Genomic DNA, 24,017 nt, shown 5'->3' with positions numbered 1-24,017 from the left:
GTCGGACGCGGAGAAGCAGCGAAGCGCCCGTTCGCTGCCCCCCGGACGGGCGTCAGCGGGACAGGGCCGCCGCGAGGTCGTCGGTGGCCGTGCGGGGGCGGTCGCAGACGAAGCCGCGGCACACGTACGCCGCGGGGGCGCCGTCGACGAGGGGGCGCTCGGCGAGGAGCGGCACGCCGTCGGCGTCGGGCTCGCCGGCCACGACGACCGAGCCGCCGGGGGCGTGGCGGCGGGCGGTGTCGGCGAGGCGGTCGCGTCCCGGGGCGTCGTCCACGGCCACCACGGCGACCTGCAACGGGCCCTGCGCGGCGGCCTCGGCGACGCCCAGCCAGCCGCCGGCGAAGCGCGCGTGCCGGGTGAGCAGCCCGCCGACCGCGGCGACCGCGGCGTCGGCGAGCTCGCGGTAGCGCGACGACGACTCGGGCTCGACGAGCAGCGACGCCGTGAGCAGGGCGCCCGCCAGCAGCGACGACCCGCAGGGCGAGGCGCCGTCGGTGACCTCGCGCGGGCGGGTGACGAGGGACTCGGCGTCGTCGGCGGTGTCCCAGAACCGGCCCGTGAACGCGCCGTCCTCGCCGATCTCGGCGAAGTGGTCGAGCGTGGTGTCGAGCAGCGCGCGGGCCTCGGTGAGCCAGCGGGCCTCGCCGGTGGCCTGGTGCAGGGCGAGCAGGCCGTCGACGAGCGCCGCGTGGTCCTCGAGCACGGCGGGGGCGTCGCCGACCTGGCCGTCCCGCGACGTCCGGCGCAGGCGCCCGTCGACGACGTGCACGCGCAGCAGCAGGGCGAGCGCGCGCCGGGCCGCCGCCAGCCACTCGCTGCGCCCCAGCGCCGCGGACGCCTCGATGAGCGCGGTGGCCGCGAGCCCGTTCCACGCGGCCACGACCTTGTCGTCGCGCTCGGGCTGCGGGCGGCGGCCCCGGGCGGCGAGCAGGGACTTGCGGACGGCCTGCCAGCGGCCGGCGTCGTCGGGGTCGGCGGGCATCTGCAGCGTCGAGCGTCCGTGCTCGAACGTGCCCTGGTCGGTCACCCCGAGCAGCGCCGCCGTCCACGCGCCGTCCTCGGGCCCCAGGACCTCGGCGAGCTCGGCCGGGCTCCACACGTACGTCGAGCCCTCCTCGCCCGCGGCGTCGGCGTCGAGCGCGGACGCGAACCCGCCCTCGGGCGTGCGCAGGTCGCGCAGGAGGAACGCGGCCGTCATGTCGGTGGTGCGCGCCGCGAGCTCGGAGCCGGTGAGGCGGGCGAGGTGGGCGTAGACGCGCAGCAGCTGCGCGTTGTCGTAGAGCATCTTCTCGAAGTGCGGCACGGTCCACGACGCGTCGACCGAGTACCGCGCGAACCCGCCCGCGAGCTGGTCGAACAGGCCGCCGCGGGCCATCGCCTCGGCGGTGATCTCGGTCATCGCCAGCGCGTCGGAGCCGCCGGTGCGCTCGTGGTGGCGCAGCAGGAACTCGAGCACGGCCGACGGCGGGAACTTGGGCGCGCCGCCGAAACCGCCGCGGTGCTCGTCGAAGTCCTCGGTCAGCGCCGCGACGGCACCCGCGAGCGTCTCCTCGTCGACCCCGGCCGCGGGCAGCGACCGCGACACGGACTCGAGCCGCTCGGTGATCGACCGGGCGGCGGTGCGCACCCGCTCGCCGTCCTCGGTCCACGCCGTCACGACCGCGCCGAGCAGCTGGGTGAACGACGGCATCCCGCCGTACGGGCGCGCCGGGTAGTACGTCCCGCAGTGGAACGGGTCGCCGTCGGCGGTGAGGAAGCAGGTCATCGGCCAGCCGCCCTGGCCCGTGATCGCCTGCGTGGCCTCCATGTAGACCGCGTCGACGTCCGGGCGCTCCTCGCGGTCGACCTTGACGGCCACGAAGTGCTCGTTGACGAGGGCGGCGACCCCGGGGTCGGAGAACGACTCGTGCGCCATCACGTGGCACCAGTGGCAGGCCGCGTAGCCCACCGACAGCAGCACCGGGACCTCACGCCGCCGCGCCTCCGCGAACGCCTCCGACGACCAGGGCTGCCAGTCGATCGGGTTGTCGGCGTGCTGTCGCAGGTAGGGGCTGGTGGAGCCGGCGAGCCGGTTGGGCATGACGGGAGATGGTCTCAGCCGGGGCCCGTCAGAGCGAGTTCAGGGCGAGCCGGCGCCGGGCGGCCGGTCCGTCCGGTCCGTGCCGTTGTGCGCCGGCGCCGAGCGGTCCTCGTCGTCCGGAGCAGCCTCGGCGTCCGGACGGCCGGACCCGTCCTCCTCCGCCGCGTCGAACGACGCCGGCACCTTGCGCAGGTGCTTGGTCATCGACCGGATGAGCAGGGCCGTGGCCACGCCGAGCAGCAGGATGACGACGAGCGCGATCGGCGAGGTCTTGCCGAACTCCTCGCCGCGCTCGCTGCCGGGCGCACCCCCGGGCGGCGGCGCGGGCACCGCCGTCGGGAGCAGCGTCCACCACACGGCCAGGCGGGTCATGCCTCGACCCGCTCCCGCACGCCGGCGAAGAGGTCGTCACCGGGGTTCTCGTTGGTCTCGTCGGTGTCGACCAGGGAGCGCGCGAGCTCGTAGTCCTCGGTGGGCCACACCCGCTGCTGCATCTCCATCGGCATCTGGAACCAGCGGCCGTTGGGATCGATCTGCGTGGCGTGGGCCCGCAGCGCGTCGTCCCGGACCGGGAAGTACTCCGCGCAGGTGATGCGGGTGGTGATGCGCGTGCCCGGGTCCTGGCGCGAGTCGTCCCACTTCTCGAGCCACTCCGCCCACGGCGACTCCATGCCGGCGTCGAGCAGGGCCTGGTGGAACGCCTGGATGCGGGCCTTGGAGAACCCGTGCGAGTAGTAGACCTTGAGCGGCTGCCACGGCTCGCCGGCCAGCGGGAACCGGTCCGGGTCGCCCGCGGCGTCGAACGCCGCCATCGACACCTCGTGGGTGCGGATGTGGTCCGGGTGCGGGTAGCCGCCGTTCTCGTCGTAGGTGACGACGACGTGCGGGCGGAACTCGCGCATGAGGCCCACCAGGGCCTCGGTGGGCACCTCGAGCGGCTCGAGGGCGAAGCAGCCCTGCGGGAGCGGGGGCTTCGGGTCGCCCTCGGGGAGCCCCGAGTCGACGAACCCGAGCCAGCGGTGCTGCACCCCGAGGATCGCCGCCGCCTTGTCCATCTCCGCGCGGCGCGTGCCGACCATGTCGGCGTGGACCTCGGGGGTGTCCATCGCGGGGTTGAGGATGCTGCCGGCCTCGCCGCCGGTGCACGTCACGACCATGACCTCGACGCCGTCCGCGACGTAGCGCGCGCAGGACGCGGCGCCCTTGCTGGACTCGTCGTCGGGGTGGGCGTGGACCGACATCAGCCGCAGGGGCTGATCGGAAGGGAGTGCGCTCATCGTCTGTCCGGAGCCGTCCTCGTGCGTCGAACTGGTGGCCACCGGGGAACAACGCCCCCGCGTGCCTCCATCATCCCGGGCACCCCCGACAGCCCCGCCGCCAACCCTCTCCGGGGCCGTGCCCGATCATGGACGAGCACGCCCGCGGGGATCTCCACGAGGCGGCTGCGGCCGTCCGTGGATCAGGAAAAGTGCAGGTGGTCAAGGCCCTTCACGCCCACCCGATCCTCCCGGCGGCACCCTCGAACGGGTTTCGCACCGGCTCGGGCGTGTTACCGTAGGGCGACACGGCCCGCATGCCGCGGGCCGTGTTTTTCCGTCTGTGGCCCCCGGGCCGCCGGCGCCACGCACGCCGGCGTGGTGTCAGAAGTGCCCGCGAGGAGAACAGGCCGCCGACCCGCGCAGCGCGGGAACGGACCTCCGAGGAGTTGATCGACGTGACCGAGACGCAGACGCAGGTGACCTGGCTGACCCAGGATGCTCACGACCGGCTGAAGGCCGAGCTCGACGACCTCGTCGGCCAGCGTCCCGTGATCGCGCAGAAGATCAACGCCGCGCGCGAGGAGGGCGACCTCAAGGAGAACGGCGGCTACCACGCCGCCCGCGAGGAGCAGGGCGTCATGGAGGCCCGCATCCGCCACCTCCAGGAGCTGCTGCACACCGCCAAGGTCGGCGAGACGCCCACCGAGAGCGGCACCGCGGTGCCCGGCACCGTGCTGAAGGTCCGCTTCGAGGGCGACGACGACACCGAGACGTTCCTGCTCGGGTCCCGCGAGGAGGGCGCCCACGGCGACCTCGAGGTCTACTCGCCGAACTCCCCGCTCGGGTCGGCCCTGCTGGGCCACAAGGCCGGCGACACCGTGAGCTACGACCTGCCCGACGGCGGGTCGATGGAGGTCACGCTGGTGTCGGCCGAGCCGTACAGCGCCTGACGCTCACTCCGCCGCCACCTCGTAGCCGGCACCCGCGAGGTCGGCGAGGATCGCCTCCCGGTGGTCGTGGCCCCGCGCCTCGAGCGTGAGGGCCACGTCCACGGTCCCCGGGGCCGCACCCGACCCGGTGAGCCTGCGGTGCTCGACGTCCACGACGTTGCCGCCGGCCTGCCCCACGCGGCGCAGGACGTCCGCGAGGTAGCCCGGGCGGTCGGTGAGGCGCACGCGCAGCGCGGCGTAGCGCCCGGCGGCGACGAGGCCCCGGCGGACGATGTCGACCAGCAGCATCGGGTCGACGTTGCCGCCGGAGAGCACCGCGACCACCGGCGCGGGCCAGCGCTGCGGGTACTCCGCGACCGCCGCCACGGCCGCGGCGCCGGCGGGCTCGACGAGCAGCTTCTCGCGCTCCAGGCAGCGCAGCACCCCGCGGGCGATGGCCTCCTCGTCGACGGTGACGATCTCGTCGACCAGGGCCCGGACGTGCGCGAACGTCACCTCACCGGGGCGCGAGACCGCGATGCCGTCGGCGATGGTCGCGCCGGCCACGCTCGTCGGGGCGCCCGCCGCCAGCGACGGCGGCCAGGCGGCGAGCCCCGCGGCCTGGGCGCCGACGACCCGGACGCCGGCCGGCGCGCACGCCGCGGCGATGCCGGAGAGCAGCCCGCCCCCGCCCGTGCAGACGACGATCGTCGCGACGTCCGGGACCTGCTCGAGGATCTCCAGCCCGACCGTGCCCTGGCCCGCGACGATGTCGGGGTGGTCGAAGGGGTGGATGAGCACCGCCCCGGTCCGCTCGGCGAACGCGGCGGCCGCGGTGAACGTGTCGTCGAGCGTGTCGACGAGCTCGACGTCGGCCCCGTACTCGCGGGTGGCCTCGATCTTGGGCAGCGGCGCCCCGGCCGGCATGAACACCGTCGCCCGGGTGCCGAGCAGCTGTGCGGCGAGCGCGACGCCCTGGGCGTGGTTGCCGGCGCTCGCGGCCACCACCCCGGCGGCGCGCTCGCCGGGGGCGAGGCGCTGGATGCGGCGGTAGGCCCCACGGATCTTGAAGCTGCCGGTCCGCTGGAGGTTCTCGCACTTGAGGAGGACGGGGCCCCGTGTCACGGCGTCGAGGGCCCGCGAGGGCGTCACGGGGGTCTCGCGGACGACCCCGGCCAGCGCCTCCCGCGCCGCCCGGACGTCGGCAGGACGGACGAGCTCCACGCCGCCGATCCTGGCAGCCACGCCCGCGCGCTTCGCTCGGGGCCCGCTCAGGCCCTCCTCAGGTCCCGCTCAGGACGAGCGGACGGTGAGCGGTGAGGGCGCTGTGAGGCCGTCCGGCACGACCGGTCGTCGCGCCTCCGCCGTCGCCGGTCGCCCGATCGTGCGCGTCGGGCTCGCACTCGCGGAGCGCCGGTAGCCTTGTGGTATCGGCGTGAGGCTCCGCCGGCGGCGATCGGAGGGGGGGTGGGCACCGTGGGCACGATGTCGCCTCCCGACGCGCGCGTGACGCGCCTCGCCCGGGCCCTCCCGCTGCTCCTCGCCGCGCTGCTCGCGCTCGCGGCCGTCGGCACGGTCGGCTCCGCGGGCTGCGACGACCCCGCCCGGTACGTCAGCACCCCGGACGGCATCTCGCTGCAGGGCGGCTGCCTCAAGCCCGCCGACATCGACCCGCTGGTCGGCGACGCGAGCGATCACGACCCCATGTCGCGGCGCGGGTAGGCGCATCATCGGGGGGTGACCGCCCCCTCGTTCGACCCCGTCGCCCTGCTCGCCGAGAGCCGCCTCGGCGTGCTCGCCACCATCAAGGCCAGCGGGCTGCCCCAGCTCTCCCCCGTCCAGCCGTTCTACGACCCCGTGGCGGGCACGGTGTCGGTCTCGATGACCGAGGGCCGCGCCAAGACCGCGAACCTCCGGCGCGACCCGCGCGCGGCGCTCGAGGTCACCGCCGCCGACGGGTGGGCGTGGGCGACCGCCGAGGGCCCCGTGACGCTGACCGGCCCCGGCACCGACCCGCACTCCCCCGAGGTCGACGCGCTCGTCGAGTACTACCGCACGGCGGCGGGCGAGCACCCCGACTGGGACGAGTACCGCGCGACGATGGTGGCCGACCGCCGCGTGCTGATGGTCATGCTCGTGGATCGGATCTACGGGGACAGCGTCCGGGGCTAGTCCTCGCTGGTCAGGCCAGCGTGTCGAGGGCCTGGCGGAGGTCGTCGACGAGGTCGTCGGCGTCCTCCAGGCCCACCGACAGGCGCACGAGGTCGTCGGGCACCTCGAGCAGCGAGCCGGCCGTCGACGCGTGGGTCATGGCGCCGGGGTGCTCGATGAGCGACTCCACCCCGCCGAGCGACTCGGCGAGGGTGAACACGCGGGTCGCGGCGCACAGGGCGCGGGCGGCCTGCTCGCCCCCCGCGACGCGCACCGAGACCATCCCGCCGAAGCGCCGCATCTGCTTGGCGGCGACCTCGTGGCCGGGGTGGTCGGCGCGCCCCGGGTAGAGCACCGCCGTGATCGCGGGGTGCGCGGCCAGCACGTCGGCGACCCGCTCGGCGTTGTCGCTGTGGCGCTCCATGCGCACCGCGAGCGTCTTGATGCCGCGCTGGGTGAGGAAGCAGTCGAACGGCGAGGGCACGGCGCCCATGCCGTTCTGCATCTTGCCGAGCTTCTCGTGCAGCCCGTCGTCGTCGGTGACGAGCGCGCCGCCGACGACGTCGGAGTGCCCGCCCAGATACTTCGTCGTCGAGTGCACGACGGCGTGCGCCCCGAGCGCGATCGGGGTCTGCAGGTACGGCGAGGCGAACGTGTTGTCGACGACGAGCATGAGCTCGCGCTCGCGGGCCAGCGCGCCGAGCGCCGCGATGTCGGCGACGCCGAGCAGCGGGTTGGTCGGCGTCTCGCACCACAGGATCTTCGTGTTCGGCCGGATCGCCGCCCGGACCGCCTCGAGGTCGGCGGTGTCGACCGCGGTGAACTCGACGCCCCAGTCGGCGTAGACCGTGGAGATCAGCCGGTAGGTGCCGCCGTAGGCGTCCAGCGGGATGAGGACGTGGTCGCCGGGGCGCAGGACGGCGCGCAGCAGGGCGTCCTCGGCGGCCATGCCGGACGCGAACGCGCGGGCGTGGCGCGCGCCCTCGAGCGACGCGAGCGTCGTCTCCAGCGAGGTCCGGGAGGGGTTGCCGGTGCGCGCGTACTCGTAGCCGGAGCGCAGGCCGCCGACGCCGTCCTGGGCGAAGGTCGACGTCGCGAAGATGGGCACGACGACCGAGCCCGTCGTCGGGTCGGGCTCCTGACCGTCGTGCAGGGCGCGGGTGGAGAAGCCGTTCACCCCGTCCACCCTAGGCACACCGTCGTCACGCCGGTCCACCGACGTCGTAGCGGCTGCCGGTGGCCAGGAACGCGAGGATGTCGGCGCGGGTCACGATGCCCGCGGGGCGCCCGTCGACGACCACCAGCGCGCCGTCGCCGCCGCGCAGCGCCTCGACCGCCTTCGAGATCGGCTCGGCGCTGCCGAGGCTCGGCAGCGGCTTCGAGAGGTGGCGCTCGACGGGGTCGGTGAGCGAGGCCTCGTTGTTGAAGACCTTGTCCAGCAGGTCGCGCACGGTCACCGCGCCCCGGACCTCCGCGGCCATGACCGGCGGTTCCGCGCGCACGATCGGCATCTGCGAGACGCCGAACTCGCGCATGATCGACACGGCGTCGGCGACGGTCTCGCTGGGGTGGCCGTGCACGAGGTCGGGGATCGAGCCGTCCTTGCGGCGCAGGACGTCGCCGACGGTCCACTCGCCGGTGTCCATGGCGAGGAAGCCGTACGAGGACATCCACTGGTCGTTGAAGACCGTGGACAGGTAGCCCCGGCCGCCGTCGGGCAGCAGGACGACGATGACGTCGTCCGGCCCGGCGGACGCGGCCACCTCCGCCGCCGCGCACACCGCCATCCCGCACGAGCCGCCGACCAGCAGCGCCTCCTCGCGCGCGAGCCGCCGGGTCATGTGGAAGGACTCGCCGTCGGGCACCGCGACGATCTCGTCGCAGATGTCGCGGTCGTAGGTCGAGGGCCAGAAGTCCTCGCCGACGCCCTCGACGAGGTAGGGCCGGCCGTCGCCGCCGGAGTAGACCGAGCCGACGGGGTCGGCGCCGACGATCTTCACCCGGCCGTCCGAGATGTCCTTGAGGAAGTGCCCGGTGCCCGAGATCGTGCCGCCGGTGCCGACGCCGGCGACGAAGTGGGTGATGCGGCCCTCGGTCTGCTCCCAGATCTCCGGGCCGGTGCTGGCGACGTGCGAGGCCGGGTTCGCGGGGTTCTGGTACTGGTTGGGCTTCCAGCCGCCCTCGGTCTCGCGGGCGAGCCGGTCGGAGACCGAGTAGTACGACTCGGGGCTCTCCGGCTCGACGGCCGCGGGGCACACGACGACCTCGGCGCCGTAGGCCCGCAGCGCGTCCTGCTTCGCGACGCTGACCTTGTCGGGCACCACGAAGATGCAGTGGTAGCCGCGCTGCTGGGCGATGATCGCCAGCCCGATGCCGGTGTTGCCCGACGTCGGCTCCACGATCGTGCCGCCGGGCTTGAGCTCGCCGGACGCCTCGGCCGCGTCGATCATCTTCTCGGCGATGCGGTCCTTCACGCTGCCGCCGGGGTTGAAGTACTCGACCTTGGCGAGCACCAGGGGCGCGTCCGGGCCCGTCGGCACCACGTGGTTGAGACGGACCAGCGGGGTGTTCCCGACGAGGTCGGCGACGTGCTCGACGTAGCGCATACCACCATCTTCCGGGCTGACGGCCTCGTTCGCCGCTCGCCCCCGCGGACGTGCGGCGGATCACCGGGTCGATGCGCGCCGACTCGCCCCGACGACGGGCCCGCCGCGCGGTCGTAGGGTCGGCGGCATGGTCGACCCAGCCCGCGAGGCCGTCATCGTGTCCGCCGTCCGCTCGCCCATCGGCCGCGCCCGCAAGGGCTCGCTGGCCGCGACGCGCCCGGACGACCTCACCGCGCAGGTGGTGCGCGCCGCCCTGGACGCCGTCCCGGCGCTGGACCCCGCCGAGATCGAGGACCTCCTGCTCGGCTGCGGCCTGCCCGGCGGCGAGCAGGGCTTCAACCTCGCGCGGATCGTGGCCGTCGAGCTCGGCCTCGACACGCTGCCGGGTGCGACGATCACCCGCTACTGCTCGTCGTCGCTGCAGACCGCGCGCATGGCCGCCCACGCCATCCGCGCCGGGGAGGGCGACGTCTTCCTCGCCGCGGGCGTCGAGACGGTGTCGCGGTTCGAGAAGGGCAACTCCGACTCCTGGCCCGACACCCACAACCCGCTGTTCGCCGACGCCGAGCAGCGCACGGCCGACGTCGCCGCGGCCGGCGCCACCGAGTGGCACGACCCCCGCGCCGACGGCCTCTACCCCGACCCCTACATCGCGATGGGGCAGACCGCCGAGAACGTCGCGCTCGCCGAGGGCGTCACCCGCGAGGAGATGGACCGCTTCGCGCTGCGCAGCCAGCTGAACGCGGCGCGGGCGCAGGAGTCGGGGTTCTGGGCGCGCGAGATCACGCCGGTGCGCCTGGCCGACGGCTCGGTCATGGAGCACGACGACAGCCCGCGCCCGAGCACCACGTACGAGGCGCTCGCCGACCTCAAGCCCGTCTTCCGCCCCGACGGCCGCATCACCGCGGGCAACGCGTGCCCGCTCAACGACGGGGCCGCCGCGCTCGTGGTCATGTCCCGGGAGCGCGCCGACGCCCTGGGCATCGCCCCGCTGGCGCGGATCGTGTCGACGGCCGTCAGCGCGCTGTCCCCCGAGATCATGGGCCTCGGGCCGATCGAGGCCTCGGCCCGCGCGCTGGCCCGCGCGGGTCTCGGCATCGCCGACGTCGACCTCGTCGAGATCAACGAGGCCTTCGCCGCCCAGGTCATCCCGTCCGCCCGCGGCCTCGGGATGAGCGACGAGGACATGGAGGCGAAGCTGAACGTGCACGGCGGCTCGATCGCCGTCGGGCACCCGTTCGGCATGACCGGCGCGCGCATCGCCACAACGCTGATCAACGGCCTGCGCACTCGCGACGCCACCCTGGGCCTCGAGACCATGTGCGTCGGCGGCGGGCAGGGCATGGCGATGGTGCTCGAGCGCCTGAACTGACCCCGGACGTGCGGCGGCCCCTCCCGGATCGTTCCCGGAAGGGGCCGTCGTCTCGGGCAGCGCCCTACTCGTGGGCCACTACTGTCGGAAGTAGCTCAGCAGGCGCAGGATCTCGATGTAGAGCCAGACCAGCGTGGTCATGAAGCCGAAGGCGAGGTACCACGCGAAGCGCGCGGGGACGCCGGCCTTGACCGCCTGGTCGGCCTGGTCGAAGTCGAGCATCAGCATGAAGGCGCCGATGGCGATGCAGACCAGGCTGAAGATGATCGCGAGGGCGCCGCCGTCGCGCAGGCCCAGACCGCCGGGGACGAAGAAGCTCCCGACGAGGTTGGCCAGCATCAGCACGATCACGCCGATCGCCGCACCGATGACCATCTTGGTGAGGCGCGGGGTGACGCGGATCGCGCCGGTCTTGTAGACGACGAGCATGCCGATGAACACGCCGAGCGTGCCGAGGACGGCCTGCACGCCGATGCCGGCGAAGCTCGACCCGCTGGGCGAGGTCGCCATGTTCTGGAAGACGCCGGTGATCGCACCGAGCGCCATGCCCTCGAAGGCCGAGTAGCCGAGCACCAGCCACTTGTTGGTGCTCTGCTTGAAGATGATGATCAGCGCGAGGACCAGCCCGACCACGAAGCCGAGGAGCCCGAGCGCGTAGATGCCGCTCCACGCGGTGGCCACGCCGACCGCGAGGGCGAGCACCACGTTGAGCGCGGTCTTCTGGACCACGTCGTCCACGGTGAGCGGACGGTCGTCCGCCGCCGCGGTCGGCATGGGGCTGCCGCCCCCGCCGAACATGCCGCCGGCGCCGGCCATGCCGGCCGGGGCGTCGCCGAACCGCGCATACCCACCCGGAGAGGTGGGCAGGTTGCGGAACGCCGGGTTGCTGCTGGTGCGCACCTCTGGTCCTCCTCCAACGCGGAGCCGGCACCGATGGCGGGTCGTCATCGGCCGGGTCGGCCGCGGACTGTGTTCGTCCACCCGGTCCAACGATGGGCCGGGTGAATCGGTTCCCGTCTCGGTAAACAGAACTTTACCGGATGGGTCGTGAACGCAGCGTGTCCGCTTCGCCCCGTCCTGGGGTCCGTCAGGAAGTCTATCCGCCCGATCGGAGGCACCCGCCCGGGTCGGAGGTGTCGGCCCGCGACGGGACGGGGCATGCTGCGGACGCAACCTCGCAACCAGCGACGAGGAGGGGTGTCGATGGTGGACTTCGGCAAGATGGCGGACCAGGCCAAGGACTGGGCCGGGGAGAACCCCGAGAAGGCCGACGGCTTCGTGGACAAGGGCGCCGACTTCGTCGGGCAGCGCTTCGGCCACGAGGAGCAGGTCGACCAGGCCGGGGAGAAGGCCAAGGAGTTCCTGCACGGCGGACAGGAGGGCCAGGAGGGCCAGGCGCCCCCGCCGCCCCCGCCGGGCGAGGAGCCCCCGCGCCCCTGAGGCCCGGCACGACAGAGCACGACAGAGCACGACAGCACGGCCCGGTCCCGCCCCGCGGGGCCGGGCCGTCGTGCGTCCCGGGGCGGCTAGACCGGCGCCGGCCCGTCCTCGCCCTCGATGCGGATCGCGAGCAGCACCGCGTCGTCGCGGAGCCCGTCGACGCCGAGCATGCCGAGCAGCCGGTCGCACAGCTCCTCGACGGGCATGTCGGCCGCCTGGGCGGCGAGGGTGTCGGCGATGAGCTGCGTTCGGTCGTCCGGGTCGGCGCCGGGCGCCTCGATGAGGCCGTCGGTGTGCAGGACGAGCAGGTCGCCCTTCCCGCAGCGCACCGAGGTCTCCTCGCGGGTGATCGCCCGGGTCGCCCCGATCAGCGGCGACAGGTTGCCCGTGAGCAGCTCGACCGTGCCGTCCGCGCGGCGCAGCAGCGGCGGGGGGTGCCCGGCGTTGGAGTAGCGCAGCAGCCAGCCGCCGCCCTCACCACGCTCGAAGCGCGCGTAGACGGCGGTGGCCATCGCGGCCATCCCGAGACCCTGGACGACGTCGTCGCAGCGGTCGACGACGGTGGCGGGACCGAGGCCCTCCCACGCGTAGGAGCGCAGCACCCCGCGCAGCTCGCCCATCGCGGCGGCGGCGCGCAGGTCGTGGCCGACGACGTCGCCGACGGCGAGGCCCACGGCGCCGTCGGGCAGGGCGAGCATGTCGTACCAGTCGCCGCCGACCTGGGCGCCGTCGGTGGCGGCCAGGTAGCGCGAGGCGATCGACATGCCCGGCATCTCGGGCACGGCGGGCAGCAGGCTGCGCTGCAGCGTCTCGGCCGCCCCGTGCTCGCGGGCGTAGAGCCGCGCGTTGTCGAGGGCGAGGCCGGCGCGCGCGGCGAGGTCGGCGGCGAGGTAGAGGTCGCGCTGCGCGTAGCGGCGGCCGTAGGGCAGCTCGGTGCCCAGCGTCAGCGACCCGAGGACCTGGCCGCGGGCCCGCAGCGGGACGACGATCGCCGACCGGGGCCGCAGCGCCTCGTAGCGCCGCAGCAGGTCGGGCTGGTCGGCGATGCCCGCCGGGCGCACAGGCAGCTCGGCCAGCAGCGACGGGGTGCCGGTCGAGAGGGCCTCGCCGATCGGGTCGCGGCCGTCGTCGGTGGGGCTGACCCAGCGGCCGAGCTCGCGCACCTCGTCGGTCTTCGACTCGTCGCGGTGGTTGACCGCCGCGCGACGCACCGAGGACGTCCCGTCGGACTCCTCGAGCAGGTCGACGCAGCAGAAGTCGGCCATGGCGGGCACGACGATGCCGGCGAGCGCCTCCGCGACGCCGGTGGTGTCGAGGCTCGCCGACATCGCCTGCGTCGACTCGGTGAGCAGCCGCAGCTGCTCACGGGTCTCCTCGGCGGCGGCGAGCGCCGCGCGGCGCTCGTTCTCGACCATCACGCGCTCGGTGACGTCGGACTGGACGCCGACGAAGTTGACGACGCGTCCGCCGCCGTCGAGCACCGGCGTGATCGACACCTGGTTCCAGAAGGCGGTGCCGTCGCGGCGGTAGTTGAGGAGCACCTCGGTGATCGCGCGCTCCTCGTCGAGCGCCGTGCGGATGCGCGAGATCGAGGCGGGGTCGGTGTTCGGGCCCTGCAGGAAGCGGCAGTTGCGGCCCATCACCTCGTCGAGCTCGTAGCCGGTGAGGCGGGTGAACGCCGGGTTGACCCACACCAGCGGGTTCTGCTCGCGCGCCGGGTCGGAGATCGTGAACGACAGCTCGGTGGCCACCACCGCGCGGTCGCGCACCATCTCGAGGTGACGCTGCGCGCCCGCGCCCGAGAGCTGCAGGAACACCACCAGGGCGAGGCGGCGCTGGTCGGCGTTCACCGCCTCCGAGAGCGGGAAGCCGGTGACCCACAGCAGCCGCCCCTCGGCCTCCTCGCGCTCCTCCTCGGAGGCGTAGGAGCCGCGGCGGGCGGCGTCGGACACCGCGACGGGCTCGCCGGAGACCGGGATGCCCTGCGCGACGCGCGAGAGCGGGGACGCCGTGTCGCGCATCGGGCGCCCGGACAGGTCGGTGAGCCCCGCCGCCTCGCTCCACGCGTCGATGTCGAGCGGGAGGGTGGCGCGGCCCCCGGTGAGCCCGGACGCGGAGTCGTTGGCGTAGGTGACGAGACCCTGACCGAGGTCGATGAGCGCGACGGCCGCCGGCGCGGTGTGCAGGACCTGCGGCAGGTCCGTCTGGTTCAGCCCGCTCGGCGGGGCCACGGCGTCACGGACGCGCTGCGCCTCCGCCGCGTAGTCGGCACCCAGGTCGGGGGCCGGCCCGGAGAGGTCCGTCGCCACCTCGCCGTGGTCGCCGTTCGTCCAGCCCGTCACGTGACGGAGCCTATCGGCCCCACCCGGTGACCGGTCCGGGTGTGACGCCCGGACGAGGGCACGTCGTCGCGACGCGCCGACCGGGCGGGCGAAACAGAGGGTAGGGAGACACCCGGACGGGCGACGGGAGACGTGCTCACACCAGGAAGACCTCGCGGGGACCAGGGGCCGAGCCGTCGGGCAGTTCGCGGTCGCGTCCGGGACGGCCACCGAACGCTGCGCTGGCCGCCAGTTTACGAGCTTGCACCGTCTCCGACAGCGCGAGCTGGCGCGCCCGCCGCCACGGCACCTCCGCGGACTCCGGACCGGCCCAGCTCCAGGCCTGGTCGAGCCACCGGACGAGGCGGACGCGGTACGCGGCGCACACGATCTCCGCGGCGCGCCCGGCGGCCTCGTGGTCGTCGTCGCCGTCGCCGGACCACGGCGCCAGCACGCACAGCCCGTGCGGGTCCTCGACGAAGCCGACGATCTCGCTCAGGGCGGCGACGACGTCGGCCTCGCGCCCGGCGAGGCCCGCGTCGGGCAGCCCGAGGCGGTGCCGGCGGACCTCCGCGACGCCCAGCGCCTCGTACGCCTCGTCGAGGGCGGCCTCCTCGGCGTCGCCCGGCGACTCCGCGACCGGGTCGTCGTCCGCGGCCTCGTCGAGACGCGCCAGCACCGAGGCCAGCGTGTCCGGGTCCGCGAGGTCGTCGGGGCGCACCACGAGATCGCCGAGCGGACGGTCGGGCTCGGCGGCGGGCAGCGCCAGGCCCTCCGGCGGCGTGCACGTGCGACCGGGACCGTCGGTGAGCGCGAGGACGTCGACCGAGGCGTGCCGCGCGGCGAGACGGCGCAGCAGCCCGCCGGCCGCGCGGATCTCGTCGCGCGGGTGCGGGGCGACGACGACGAGCCGCCGGCACGCGCGCAACGTCAGCGGGCGCAGCCCCTCGAGCTCGCGCCACGGTGGGCGGGCGTCCCCGGGAGCGGGGATCCGACCCGACAGGTCCACCTGGTCAGCCACGACGCTCACCTCCCTCGAGGAAAGTGTCGCTGATCTTCTCGCCCGTTCGGAGCAGCTCCGCGGGGTCGGCGTCGAGCGGTCCGTCCGGGGTGCCCGAGCGGTCAGGACTCCCGGCGGAGCTCCGTCCCGGCCCGCGTGGGGAACCGTTCTCCGCACGACCACTGCGACGGGCGGGTGACGAAGGGGCGTCCTGCCGGTGTGCCGACGGTGACTCTGCGACGACCACCCGGGGTGGACGGGGGACCTCGCGCGCGGTGTTGCTCCGGCGGGGTGCGTAGCCCCGTCGCGCGGGCTCCGGCGCGAGGTGGCCAGAGAGGTCGGGTCCGCCTCAGCGCCGGCGTGCCCGGTAGGCGCGGACGCGGGCGCGGTTGAGACACGTGGTGGAGCAGTACCGGCGGCTGCGTCCGGGCAGGTCGAGGTGGGCGTCCTGGCAGTCCTCGCCCTCACAGGTCCCGAGACGGCGCCAGCCCCCGTGGGCGAGGACCTCCATCAGGGTCGTCGCGCAGCCGGCGGCCAGGAGCTCGTCGGGCGCGGTCACTGATGTCGACCAGCAGGTCCGGGCCTCGTGATCGAGGTACGGGGTGAGTCGCGAACGGACCAGGAGGTCGTTCATGACCGTCGCCCTCTCGGACGGGTCCGTCGAGGCGAAGAGGAGCCACAGGCGGTCGGCGAGGTCGACCAGCCCCCGCTCGCCGAGCGTGGTCGCCCCGGGCAGGTCGACCAGGGGGCCGAGGTCGGGATACGGCTCGTCGGTCCTGGCGGCGGCCGCACGGGGCCGGCTGCCGTACCCGTTCACCAGCTCCACCAGCCAGGAGGTGGGCACATGAGGCACGGCGGTCACGGGTCCCACTGTAACCGGCCCGAGCTGCGGGCAGGTTACCAGCTGTGTAATCTCGACAACGCGGGTGATGGTTACAGAGTCGGCGAGGAGGACCCATGGACGCCAGCGGCGAGCACGCCACCGACAGCCCCCTGGGAACCGTGGGGGCCGCGAGCATCGGACTCGTCGGCGGTGCGGTCAGTGGACTGTTCGGCGGAGGCAGCGGCGTGCTCTTCGTCCCCGCCTCGACCGCTTCGCGCGCCTACCCCGCGCGGTGGCGCACGGCACCGCGACCACCGCCAACATCGCCGTCTGCGTGATCGGAGCCGCGGTCTACGCCCTCGCCGGCGGGGCGGTCGACCTCCGAGCCGGAACCGGGCTGATCATCGGTGGCATCATCGGCGGGTTCTTCGGCGCCGACATCGTCTCCCGATTGCCCGATCGCGTCCTGCGGCTGCTGTTCATCGTCGTCGTCCTCGTGACCGCGGCCAAGCTCTCCCTCGACGCCGCCGGCCTCGACCCGCTCGCCGGCCGGGCCGCGGTCTCTCCCGCGCTGCTGGCGAGCCTCTGGTTCGTCGTCCCGGTCACCGTGGTCGCCGGGATCGTCATCGGGGCCTGGGCCGCGGCTCTCGGTCTCGGCGGCGGACTGCTCGCCGTCCCCGCGCTCGTCGTGCTCTTCGGCGCCGACCTGCACACCGCCGCCGGGACGTCCCTGCTGCTGTTCGTCCCCAACTCGGTCGTCGGAGCCGTCGTCCACCTACGCCGGGGCACCGCTTCACCGCGCATCAGCGGCTACGTCGGCCTCGGAGCCGTCCCCGGAGCCGCCGGCGGAGCACTCCTCGCCCTGGCGCTCGACGGCGTCGTCCTCGGCGTCGCGTTCGCCGGCTTCGCCCTCGCCATGGGCGCACGCGAGATCCTGCTCCTCGCCCGCCGCCGGCAGCCGGCCGCTGACCGGCGACGACCAGTGCCCCCGGTGGGGTTCGAACCCACACTGCGGCGATTTTAAGTCGCCTGCCTCTGCCGATTGGGCTACAGGGGCCAGGAGTCGCGGCAAGCCGAACCGGCAGCTCGGACTCCTTCGTCGCCCGACCTGCAGGCCTGCGGCGCCGCGTCCAGTGGTCCCGACACCGTGGCGGCTGCCGGAACCGCTGGGCAGCCTAGCTGTGGTCGTCTCGGGGAGGGCGGGGATCCAGGCCGGCGGACGTGGCGGCGGCCGCGAGGACGTCCTCGAGCATCGCCGGGGTGAGGCGTCCGGTGAAGGTGTTCTGCTGGCTCACGTGGTAGCAGCCGAAGAGCTCGAGCGGGGCCGCGGCCGCCGGGTCGGCCGGCGCGAGCGTCACGTGCGCGGCGTGGCCGAAGGCCGGGCGCGGCCTGGGGACCACCCAGCCGGGGTGCCCGCCCGCCGGGTCCGGCGTCGCCAGCACGGGCAGCAGGGCCTGCCACCCGAAGCCGCCGAGCACGACGACGGCGCGCACGGTGTCGCGCAGCAGCGCGAGCTCGCGGGCGAGCCACGGCCGGCAGGTGTCGCGCTCGGCGGGCGTCGGCTTGTTCTCGGGCGGGGCGCAGCGCACCGGGGCGGTGATGCGGGTCCCGAAGAGCTCCAGGCCGTCGCCGATCGCGACCGACGTCGGCTGCGACGCCAGCCCCACCGCGTGCAGGGCCGCGTAGAGGACGTCGCCGCTGCGGTCGCCGGTGAACATCCGCCCGGTCCGGTTCGCCCCGTGCGCCGCCGGCGCCAGGCCCACGATCAGCAGCCGGGCGTCGGTCGCGCCGAAGCCCGGCACCGGGCGACCCCAGTAGGTCTCGTCGCGGAACGCGGCGCGCTTGGTCGCCGCGACCTCCTCGCGCCACGCGACGAGCCGCGGGCAGGCGCGGCAGTCGGCGACGGCGGTGTCGAGGGCGGCCAGGTCGGGCACGGTGGCCGGGTCGGTGTCAGCGGTACCAGGCACCCCAGGCCTCCCGTGCGGCGAGCACCGCCACGACCGCCGACACCGCGGGCGCCGCGATCGACGGGGCGACGACGGTGCTCGCGAGCAGGTCGACGCCGGAGGCCGCGACCAGGACCGCGCACAGCGCCACCACCAGCACCGGCGGGGCGGCGGGGCGGACCCTCGGGTCGCGGTCCGCGCCCTCCGCGCGCGAGGTCCGCGCGTCCAGCGCCACCAGCACCGGCAGCGCGACGGCCGCGAGGAGGCCGAGGACGCCGCCGACGAGCGTCTCCCCCGGCCGGGCCGGCGCGAGCGCGTCCACGACGGCGTCGACCGCGCTGTACACCGCGAGGATCACGAACGACACGGTCATCGCGCGCACGGCGCGGTGCTCGCGGCGCGCCGGGTCGCCCGCGAACTGCCAGCGCACCGGCAGCGCGGCGCCGAGCGAGATCGCGAGGTGCGCGGCGAAGGCGGCCACGCTCGGCAGCGTCGGACCGTTCCCGATCAGCCAGGCGGCGACCGCCAGGACCGTCGTGTTGACGACGGTGACGGCCACCAGCGCCCGCACGCGCCGGGCCAGCACCAGCGCCGCGAGCGGCAGCACCCCCGCCCCGGGCGGGTACGCGGGCTGGGCCGTCATCAGGCCGTCACCAGCGGGCGGCGAGCGCCCGCGCGATCCCGTCGAGGATGTCGTGCTCGGAGATCACCAGCTCCGTGATGTCGGCGCGCTCGGCCAGCTCGTCGGCGAGCACCCGCATCACCAGCGACCCGCCGCCGATGACGTCGACGCGGCCCGGGTGCATCGGCCCGAGCGCGGCCCGCTCGTCGCGCGGCATCCCCTCGAGGCGCCGGGCGGTGGCCCGCACGTCGTCGAGGCCGAGGCGCGAGAGGTGGATGCGCTCGGGGTCGTAGGTGCGCAGGTCCATCGCGACGGCGGCGAGCGTGGTCGCCGTGCCCGCGACGGCCACCCAGGTCTGGACGTCGCCGACCGCGACCTCGGTGAACGCCGGCGCGAGCGTGGCGCGCGTGAACTCCTCGGCCTCGGCGGTCTGTGCGGCGCTCGGCGGGTCGTCGTGCAGGAACTTCTCGGTCAGCCGCACGCAGCCCACGTCGGTGGAGCGGGCCCCGGTGATCTCGGCGTTCACGGCGTCCCAGGTCCCGGTGACGAGCTCGGTGGAGCCGCCGCCGACGTCGGCGACGACGAACGGGCCCTCGTCGGGGTCGAGGTCGGCGACGGCGCCGGCGAACGACAGCCGCGCCTCCTCGTCACCGGTGATCACCTCGGCGTCGACCCCGATCACCTCCCGGACCGCGCCGAAGAACTCCTCGCGGTTCTCCGCGTCGCGCGTCGCCGAGGTCGCGCAGACCCGCACCGTGTCGGGGCCGACCGCGACGCCGTGGCGGCGCAGCATCTCGGCGTACGCGTTCATGGCCTCGCGCGTCCGTGCGAGCGACTCCGGGGCGAGGCGGCCGGTGGCGTCGACGCCCTGGCCGAGGCGGTTGATGCGCATCTCCCGGTGGACGTCGCGCAACCATGCCGAGCCGTCCTCGCGGACCGTCACGTCGGCCACCAGCAGGCGGATCGAGTTGGTCCCGCAGTCGACGGCCGCGACCCGTGGCATGGGCGCTCCCTGCACCAGACGCCTCCCCGGTGGACCGGGCTGGAGACGACGCTACTGACGTCCCCGGGTCCGTGCCGTGCGCGGGGGGCACCCGGTGACGCGGCGTGTCGGACCGGTCGCCGGACGCCCCCGGCGGGAGGGGCCGTCCGGCGACCGGTCCGCGGGCGAACCACCCGTCGGGCAGCCTCGAGAGGGCGCCATGCGGCGGGTCGTCGCCCGGTCGCGCGGCGGGCCGTCCGCACCGTCACGCTGCGCCGGTCGGGGGAACCGGCTCCTCCAGTCTGGTCTGCCGGACGGCCACGATCAATCTGGGACGGGGGTCGTGACCGGGCCAGGGGGCAGCGCCACCGTTCCGTGGCGCGCTCGCCACGGTGCGTGCCTCCCGCCCCGGCCCCGGCGTCGCCGTGTGGGGCTGCGGACGTCAGCCCGAGGGGTCGGCGCGTGCTGCGTCGGATCCGGGGCCGACGCACGGCCCGGCCTGCCACCAGGCGTCGAGCGCGTCGAGCGCCTCGTCGCCCGCGGGGTTCACGCCGGAACCGCGGGCCAGCGTGTGGGCGACGTGGACGTGCAGGCACTTCACCCGCTCGGGCATGCCGCCGGCGCTGACGTCGGTGCCCAGCGACTCGATCGCGTCGCGCTCGGCGAGGTAGTCGGCGTGCGCCTTCGCGTAGCGGGCGGCGAAGTCGGCGTCGGTGGCGAGCCGCTCGGTCTGCTCGCGCATGAGCCCGTCGGCCTCGAGCGTGCCGATCCGCGAGGTCAGGCGCGGGCACGTCGCGTAGTAGAGCGTCGGGAACGGGGTGCCGTCCTCGAGGCGCGGCGCGGTCTCGACGACGTCGGGCAGCCCGCACGGACAGCGGTGCGCGACGCGGCGCAGCCCGCGGGGACGCCGGCCGATCTGCGCGGCGACGGCGTCGCGGTCGGCGTCGGTCGGCAGGTCGCCCGGCTCGCTCACGGGGTGGTGCCCAGGGTCGTCCGCGCGACGCGGGCGTACCAGGGCAGCTCGGCCTCGGCGGGCGGGAGCCCGGCACGTGGGTCGGTGTCGCGGGGGTCGCGGGGCCGGCCGGCGTCGCCCGGCAGCTGCACGCGGTACGGGACCTCGCCCGGCCGCGCGTAGCCGAGGCGCTCGCGGGCCAGGGCCTCGACGTGGGCGGGGTCGCGCAGGGCGGCGCGCTCGTCGGTCAGCGTGCGGACGTCGCCGGCGAGGCGCTCCTGCTCGGCGGCGACGGCGGCCAGCTCGTGGCGCTGGGTGACGTAGTTGCGCAGCGGCACCGCGACCGTCAGCGCCACCGCGCACACGACGACGGCGAGCACCGCGGCGCGGCGTGCCGTCGAGAGCCCGAGCGCGCCCCCGGTGGCCTGGGCGGCGCGACGGGCGCGCGCGGCCGCGGCGGCCGTGCCGGTGGGGACGCGCAGCGGACGCCGCCGCACGACGCGCTGCGGGTCGCGCCGGGGTCCCTGGCGGGCGCGGGTGCGCGAGCGCGTCGGCGACGACGCGCCCGTGGTGCGCTTCGCCGGCGTCGCGCCCCGCCGACCGCGTCCGCGCGACGTCCCGGACCGACCCGACGAACGGTCGGCCGGGCCCTCGCCGTCGGAGGTGCTGCGGTCGGCGGGCACGCCGCTCAGGCGTCCGGGTCGAAGCGCGGGAAGGCCAGGTCGCCGGCGTAGCGCGCGGCGTCGCCGAGGGCCTCCTCGATGCGCAGGAGCTGGTTGTACTTCGCGACGCGCTCGGAGCGGGCCGTCGCGCCGGTCTTGATCTGCCCGCAGTTGGTGGCGACGGCGAGGTCGGCGATCGTCGTGTCCTCGGTCTCGCCGGAGCGGTGGCTCATCATGCAGCGGTAGCCGTACTGCTGGGCGAGGCTGACCGCGTCGAGCGTCTCCGAGAGCGTGCCGATCTGGTTGACCTTGACGAGCAGGGCGTTCGCCGCGCGGCGCTCGATGCCCTCCTCGAGGCGCTCGATGTTGGTGACGAACAGGTCGTCGCCGACGATCTGGATGCGGTCGCCGATGTCGCCGGTGAGCTTCGTCCAGCCCTCCCAGTCGTCCTCGGAGAGCGGGTCCTCGATGCTGACCAGTGGGTACGCGTCGAGCAGCTCGCCGTAGTACGAGCTCATCTGGGCGGCGCTGCGGGTCTCGCCCTCGAAGGTGTAGACGCCGTTCTTGAAGAACTCGCTCGCGGCGACGTCGAGGGCCAGCACGATGTCCCGGCCCGGCGTGTACCCGGCGTCGCGGATCGCGGCGACGATGAGGTCGAGCGCCTCGCGGTTGTTGGGCAGCGACGGCGCGAAGCCGCCCTCGTCGCCCAGGCCCGTCGACAGGCCCTGCTTCTTCAGCACCTTCTTCAGCGACTGGTAGACCTCCGCGCCCCAGCGCAGGGCCTCGCGGAACGACTCCGCGCCGATCGGCGCGATCATGAACTCCTGGACGTCGACGCCCGAGTCGGCGTGGGCGCCGCCGTTGAGGATGTTCATCATCGGCACCGGCAGCACGTGGGCGTTCGGGCCGCCGACGTAGCGGAAGAGGTCGAGCTCGGCGGACTCCGCGGCGGCGCGGGCCACGGCCAGCGACACGCCGAGCAGCGCGTTGGCGCCCAGGCGCGACTTGTCCGGCGTGCCGTCGAGGTCGATGAGCTTCTGGTCGACGACGCGCTGCTCGGCGGCGTCGATGCCGACGAGGCCGGGGCCGATCTCGTCGAGGACGCCGGCCACGGCGCGCTCGACGCCCTTGCCGAGGTAGCGGGAGTCGTCGCCGTCACGCAGCTCGACGGCCTCGTGCTCGCCCGTCGACGCCCCGGAGGGCACCGCGGCGCGGGTCAGCGTGCCGTCGTCGAGCGCCACCTCGACCTCGACCGTGGGTGTGCCCCGCGAGTCGAGGATCTCCCGCGCGCCGACCTGCTCGATGACCGCCACGGACCATGCCTCCGAACGATGGATCGTCTCGCCGCGCCCCGGGGCACGGCACGTCGCCCGCATCGTAGACGCCGCCCCTGACCCGATCGGTGAGCCACGCTCTGGGAGACGGAGCCTGCGGAGCTCGACCCGTGCACGGGAGACGGCGGGCCTCGCGCCGTTCCGTGACTCCGCCTACGGTGACCTAGATGTCCGCCGCGCAGCACGACCCCGCCGAATCGGACAGCCCCGGAACACGGAGCGGAGCGGAGCTGGACCCGAGGGGGGCAGTGGCCGAGTTCCGTCGCGCCGAGGATCTCCTCGAACGCCGGCGCCCGCTCGACGCGCTGAAGGCCCTCGCGCCGCTGCTGGAGACCGAGCAGGCCGCCGCGTCCGTGCACCTGCTCGCCGCGCGCGCCTACCTCGCGTCGGCGCAGTTCCGGCGCGCCGAGGAGGGCTTCCTGCGCGTGCTGGAGCTCGACCCGTCCGACCACTACGCGCGCTTCGCGCTGGGCCGCACGCTGCAGCGCCAGAGCCGGCTGGTCGAGGCGCGCACGCAGCTGCGGATGGCGGCGGCGATGGACCCGCGCCCGGAGTACCAGGAGGCGCTGGGCGAGGTCAGCGCCAACATCGCCGTGCGCGCGGACCGCGGAGCGTGACCTACCCCTGGCTGGCGCGGGCGTACTGGTCGGCGGCGGCGTAGACGCGGCGGCCGTACTCGTCGGAGTTGTTGTACGACAGCACCGCGGAGCGCCAGCCCGGGCCGGTCGCGAGGTCGCGCCCGCCCGCGCAGAGGTAGCGCCCGGCCGCGAGGGCCGCGTCGTCGATGTTGTTCGGGTCGGCGACGCCGTCGCCGTTGCCGTCCGAGCGCCACTTCGCCCACGTCGACGGGATGAACTGCAGCGGGCCGACGGCGCGGTCGAGCGTCGCGTCGCCGTCGAGGACGCCGCGGTCGGTGTCGCCGATGGTCCGGTTGCCGCCCGTGCCGTCGAGGGGGACGCCGATCACCCGCGGGGTGACGTCACCGTTGTCGGCGATCGAGGCGCCCCGGTACCGGCCGTGGTTGGACTCGATGCGCGCGAGGCCGGCGATCGTGACCCACGACAGGTTGCAGTCGGGCTCCTCGCGCTTCACGGCCTGGTCGGCGGCGCCGTAGGCCCGCAGCGCGCGGGCGGGGACGTCGGCGCGGCTCGCGATGCCCTCCGACCAGCTCGCGAGCGAGCCGCTCGTCGGCGCGGCCCCGGTCGCGGCGCCGCCCCCGAGCGTCGGCACGGCCAGCGCGCCCGGCTGGGCGACGGTGCCCAGCGCGACGGGCGCCGGCTCGACCTCGAGTGCGGGGATCTCCTCGGCGCCCGCGTCCTCGCGCCCGAACTCGCCCTGGTGGTTGACCAGCACGACCGTCGCGACCACCGCGAGGAGCAGGACGACGACGAGCCCGAGGCGGCCCAGCACCGCGAGCCGGCGCCGCGGGGGCGGGGCCTGCTCCCCCTCGGTGCCGCTGCGCACCGTCGACCGGCGCGGCGACGGCAGGCGGTCGCGGGAACCCGGGTCCCGATCGGTGGGCGCGCTCATCGAGAGGG

24 protein-coding genes and 1 tRNA gene are annotated in these 24,017 nt (G+C 75.0%); 7 read left to right on the top strand and 18 right to left on the bottom strand.

Annotated elements, in window-relative coordinates:
- Positions 1 to 52: 52 nt before the first annotated feature.
- From EV188_RS15780 to mca, 3 genes are read right to left on the bottom strand one after another with little or no spacing between them, the layout of a single operon-like run.
- On the bottom strand, positions 53 to 2,080 hold the full coding sequence (locus tag EV188_RS15780) for a thioredoxin domain-containing protein (RefSeq protein ID WP_133827249.1): 2,028 nt from the start codon (positions 2,078 to 2,080) through the stop codon (positions 53 to 55).
- A 39-nt stretch (positions 2,081 to 2,119) separates the two neighbouring features.
- Positions 2,120 to 2,452, bottom strand: coding sequence for a hypothetical protein (locus EV188_RS15775; RefSeq protein WP_243741741.1), 333 nt, complete (start codon positions 2,450 to 2,452; stop codon positions 2,120 to 2,122).
- Positions 2,449 to 3,357, bottom strand: a complete 909-nt coding sequence (gene mca / locus EV188_RS15770; RefSeq protein ID WP_166659917.1) for a mycothiol conjugate amidase Mca — start codon at positions 3,355 to 3,357, stop codon at positions 2,449 to 2,451. Before mca ends, EV188_RS15775 begins: the two co-directional genes overlap by 4 nt.
- A gap of 437 nt (positions 3,358 to 3,794) precedes the next feature.
- Between mca and greA the strand changes: the two genes are divergently transcribed.
- A complete protein-coding gene (greA, locus tag EV188_RS15765; protein ID WP_133827248.1) occupies positions 3,795 to 4,289 on the top strand; it encodes a transcription elongation factor GreA in 495 nt (164 codons plus the stop codon).
- Positions 4,290 to 4,292: 3 nt separating this feature from the next.
- On the opposite strand, the gene ilvA is transcribed toward greA, so the two are convergent.
- Positions 4,293 to 5,492, bottom strand: a complete 1,200-nt coding sequence (gene ilvA, locus EV188_RS15760; RefSeq protein ID WP_133827247.1) for a threonine ammonia-lyase — start codon at positions 5,490 to 5,492, stop codon at positions 4,293 to 4,295.
- A 261-nt stretch (positions 5,493 to 5,753) separates the two neighbouring features.
- On the opposite strand from ilvA, the gene EV188_RS15755 reads away from it, so the two are divergent.
- The gene (locus EV188_RS15755) at positions 5,754 to 5,990 is read left to right on the top strand and encodes a hypothetical protein (protein ID WP_133827246.1); all 237 of its coding nucleotides are present in this window, start codon (positions 5,754 to 5,756) and stop codon (positions 5,988 to 5,990) included.
- 15 nt (positions 5,991 to 6,005) lie between these two features.
- Positions 6,006 to 6,440, top strand: a complete 435-nt coding sequence (locus EV188_RS15750; RefSeq protein WP_133827245.1) for a PPOX class F420-dependent oxidoreductase — start codon at positions 6,006 to 6,008, stop codon at positions 6,438 to 6,440.
- Between the two features lie 10 nt (positions 6,441 to 6,450).
- On the opposite strand, the gene EV188_RS15745 is transcribed toward EV188_RS15750, so the two are convergent.
- Together EV188_RS15745 and EV188_RS15740 are read right to left on the bottom strand one after the other, a co-directional pair.
- Entirely contained in the window at positions 6,451 to 7,596 is a 1,146-nt protein-coding gene (locus tag EV188_RS15745) for a cystathionine gamma-synthase (protein ID WP_133827244.1), read from the bottom strand.
- 25 nt (positions 7,597 to 7,621) lie between these two features.
- On the bottom strand, positions 7,622 to 9,025 hold the full coding sequence (locus EV188_RS15740; protein ID WP_133827243.1) for a cystathionine beta-synthase: 1,404 nt from the start codon (positions 9,023 to 9,025) through the stop codon (positions 7,622 to 7,624).
- 127 nt (positions 9,026 to 9,152) lie between these two features.
- Here EV188_RS15740 and EV188_RS15735 point away from each other — a divergent pair, with 127 nt between their 5' ends.
- Positions 9,153 to 10,397, top strand: a complete 1,245-nt coding sequence (locus tag EV188_RS15735) for an acetyl-CoA C-acetyltransferase (protein WP_133827242.1) — start codon at positions 9,153 to 9,155, stop codon at positions 10,395 to 10,397.
- A gap of 78 nt (positions 10,398 to 10,475) precedes the next feature.
- Here the strand turns inward: EV188_RS15735 and EV188_RS15730 are convergent, their stop codons facing one another.
- Entirely contained in the window at positions 10,476 to 11,297 is an 822-nt protein-coding gene (locus EV188_RS15730) for a Bax inhibitor-1/YccA family protein (protein WP_133827241.1), read from the bottom strand.
- A 303-nt stretch (positions 11,298 to 11,600) separates the two neighbouring features.
- Here EV188_RS15730 and EV188_RS15725 point away from each other — a divergent pair, with 303 nt between their 5' ends.
- Positions 11,601 to 11,837, top strand: a complete 237-nt coding sequence (locus tag EV188_RS15725) for an antitoxin (protein WP_243741796.1) — start codon at positions 11,601 to 11,603, stop codon at positions 11,835 to 11,837.
- An 86-nt stretch (positions 11,838 to 11,923) separates the two neighbouring features.
- Here the strand turns inward: EV188_RS15725 and EV188_RS15720 are convergent, their stop codons facing one another.
- The 3 genes from EV188_RS15720 to EV188_RS15710 all read right to left on the bottom strand — a co-directional run bounded on the left by EV188_RS15720 (position 11,924) and on the right by EV188_RS15710 (position 16,020).
- Positions 11,924 to 14,179 (bottom strand): GAF domain-containing SpoIIE family protein phosphatase, encoded by a 2,256-nt coding sequence (locus EV188_RS15720; RefSeq protein ID WP_166659916.1) that lies wholly within the window; start codon positions 14,177 to 14,179, stop codon positions 11,924 to 11,926.
- Between the two features lie 136 nt (positions 14,180 to 14,315).
- Positions 14,316 to 15,179 carry a PIG-L deacetylase family protein gene (locus EV188_RS15715; RefSeq protein ID WP_166659915.1) on the bottom strand — a complete coding sequence of 288 codons (864 nt, stop codon included), beginning with the start codon at positions 15,177 to 15,179 and terminating at the stop codon, positions 14,316 to 14,318.
- Between the two features lie 328 nt (positions 15,180 to 15,507).
- Positions 15,508 to 16,020, bottom strand: coding sequence for a CGNR zinc finger domain-containing protein (locus EV188_RS15710; RefSeq protein ID WP_133827238.1), 513 nt, complete (start codon positions 16,018 to 16,020; stop codon positions 15,508 to 15,510).
- Between the two features lie 67 nt (positions 16,021 to 16,087).
- On the opposite strand from EV188_RS15710, the gene EV188_RS15705 reads away from it, so the two are divergent.
- The gene (locus tag EV188_RS15705) at positions 16,088 to 17,005 is read left to right on the top strand and encodes a sulfite exporter TauE/SafE family protein (protein WP_243741795.1); all 918 of its coding nucleotides are present in this window, start codon (positions 16,088 to 16,090) and stop codon (positions 17,003 to 17,005) included.
- On the opposite strand, the gene EV188_RS15700 is transcribed toward EV188_RS15705, so the two are convergent.
- The 7 genes from EV188_RS15700 to eno all read right to left on the bottom strand — a co-directional run bounded on the left by EV188_RS15700 (position 16,965) and on the right by eno (position 22,458).
- Positions 16,965 to 17,038 (bottom strand) — tRNA-Leu (locus EV188_RS15700). The genes EV188_RS15705 and EV188_RS15700 overlap by 41 nt on opposite strands.
- 118 nt (positions 17,039 to 17,156) lie before the next feature.
- A complete protein-coding gene (locus EV188_RS15695; RefSeq protein WP_133827237.1) occupies positions 17,157 to 17,948 on the bottom strand; it encodes a uracil-DNA glycosylase in 792 nt (263 codons plus the stop codon).
- A complete protein-coding gene (locus EV188_RS15690) occupies positions 17,932 to 18,570 on the bottom strand; it encodes a hypothetical protein (protein WP_133827236.1) in 639 nt (212 codons plus the stop codon). The genes EV188_RS15695 and EV188_RS15690 overlap by 17 nt, the downstream gene beginning before the upstream one ends.
- Positions 18,571 to 18,577: 7 nt before the next feature.
- Positions 18,578 to 19,552 (bottom strand): Ppx/GppA phosphatase family protein, encoded by a 975-nt coding sequence (locus EV188_RS15685; protein WP_133827235.1) that lies wholly within the window; start codon positions 19,550 to 19,552, stop codon positions 18,578 to 18,580.
- A 421-nt stretch (positions 19,553 to 19,973) separates the two neighbouring features.
- Positions 19,974 to 20,504, bottom strand: a complete 531-nt coding sequence (locus EV188_RS15680) for a DUF501 domain-containing protein (RefSeq protein WP_133827234.1) — start codon at positions 20,502 to 20,504, stop codon at positions 19,974 to 19,976.
- Positions 20,501 to 21,166: an FtsB family cell division protein gene (locus tag EV188_RS15675; RefSeq protein WP_243741740.1), complete on the bottom strand. Its 666-nt coding sequence runs from the start codon at positions 21,164 to 21,166 to the stop codon at positions 20,501 to 20,503. The genes EV188_RS15680 and EV188_RS15675 overlap by 4 nt, the downstream gene beginning before the upstream one ends.
- 5 nt (positions 21,167 to 21,171) lie before the next feature.
- Positions 21,172 to 22,458 (bottom strand): phosphopyruvate hydratase, encoded by a 1,287-nt coding sequence (gene eno / locus EV188_RS15670; RefSeq protein ID WP_133827233.1) that lies wholly within the window; start codon positions 22,456 to 22,458, stop codon positions 21,172 to 21,174.
- Positions 22,459 to 22,727: 269 nt separating this feature from the next.
- Between eno and EV188_RS15665 the strand changes: the two genes are divergently transcribed.
- Positions 22,728 to 23,096 carry a tetratricopeptide repeat protein gene (locus EV188_RS15665; protein ID WP_243741739.1) on the top strand — a complete coding sequence of 123 codons (369 nt, stop codon included), beginning with the start codon at positions 22,728 to 22,730 and terminating at the stop codon, positions 23,094 to 23,096.
- A 1-nt stretch (position 23,097) separates the two neighbouring features.
- Here EV188_RS15665 and EV188_RS15660 read toward each other — a convergent pair whose 3' ends face one another.
- On the bottom strand, positions 23,098 to 24,009 hold the full coding sequence (locus EV188_RS15660; RefSeq protein ID WP_243741738.1) for a lytic transglycosylase domain-containing protein: 912 nt from the start codon (positions 24,007 to 24,009) through the stop codon (positions 23,098 to 23,100).
- Between the last annotated feature and the right edge of the window lie 8 nt (positions 24,010 to 24,017).

The organism is Actinomycetospora succinea, assembly GCF_004363095.1.
Taxonomy (GTDB): domain Bacteria; phylum Actinomycetota; class Actinomycetes; order Mycobacteriales; family Pseudonocardiaceae; genus Actinomycetospora; species Actinomycetospora succinea.
Note: the sequence above shows the minus strand (reverse complement) of the source record. Positions and strands in the feature narration are given on the sequence as shown.

What these genes read in the sequence shown, in the direction of transcription:
- EV188_RS15780 (WP_133827249.1), bottom strand. Translation starts at nt 2,080, where the DNA reads ATGCCCAACCGGCTCGCCGGCTCCACCAGCCCCTACCTGCGACAGCAC.
- EV188_RS15775 (WP_243741741.1), bottom strand. Translation starts at nt 2,452, where the DNA reads ATGACCCGCCTGGCCGTGTGGTGGACGCTGCTCCCGACGGCGGTGCCC.
- mca (WP_166659917.1), bottom strand. Translation starts at nt 3,357, where the DNA reads ATGAGCGCACTCCCTTCCGATCAGCCCCTGCGGCTGATGTCGGTCCAC.
- EV188_RS15755 (WP_133827246.1), top strand. Translation starts at nt 5,754, where the DNA reads ATGTCGCCTCCCGACGCGCGCGTGACGCGCCTCGCCCGGGCCCTCCCG.
- EV188_RS15740 (WP_133827243.1), bottom strand. Translation starts at nt 9,025, where the DNA reads ATGCGCTACGTCGAGCACGTCGCCGACCTCGTCGGGAACACCCCGCTG.
- EV188_RS15735 (WP_133827242.1), top strand. Translation starts at nt 9,153, where the DNA reads ATGGTCGACCCAGCCCGCGAGGCCGTCATCGTGTCCGCCGTCCGCTCG.
- EV188_RS15725 (WP_243741796.1), top strand. Translation starts at nt 11,601, where the DNA reads ATGGTGGACTTCGGCAAGATGGCGGACCAGGCCAAGGACTGGGCCGGG.
- EV188_RS15705 (WP_243741795.1), top strand. Translation starts at nt 16,088, where the DNA reads ATGGTTACAGAGTCGGCGAGGAGGACCCATGGACGCCAGCGGCGAGCA.
- EV188_RS15690 (WP_133827236.1), bottom strand. Translation starts at nt 18,570, where the DNA reads ATGACGGCCCAGCCCGCGTACCCGCCCGGGGCGGGGGTGCTGCCGCTC.
- EV188_RS15685 (WP_133827235.1), bottom strand. Translation starts at nt 19,552, where the DNA reads ATGCCACGGGTCGCGGCCGTCGACTGCGGGACCAACTCGATCCGCCTG.
- EV188_RS15660 (WP_243741738.1), bottom strand. Translation starts at nt 24,009, where the DNA reads ATGAGCGCGCCCACCGATCGGGACCCGGGTTCCCGCGACCGCCTGCCG.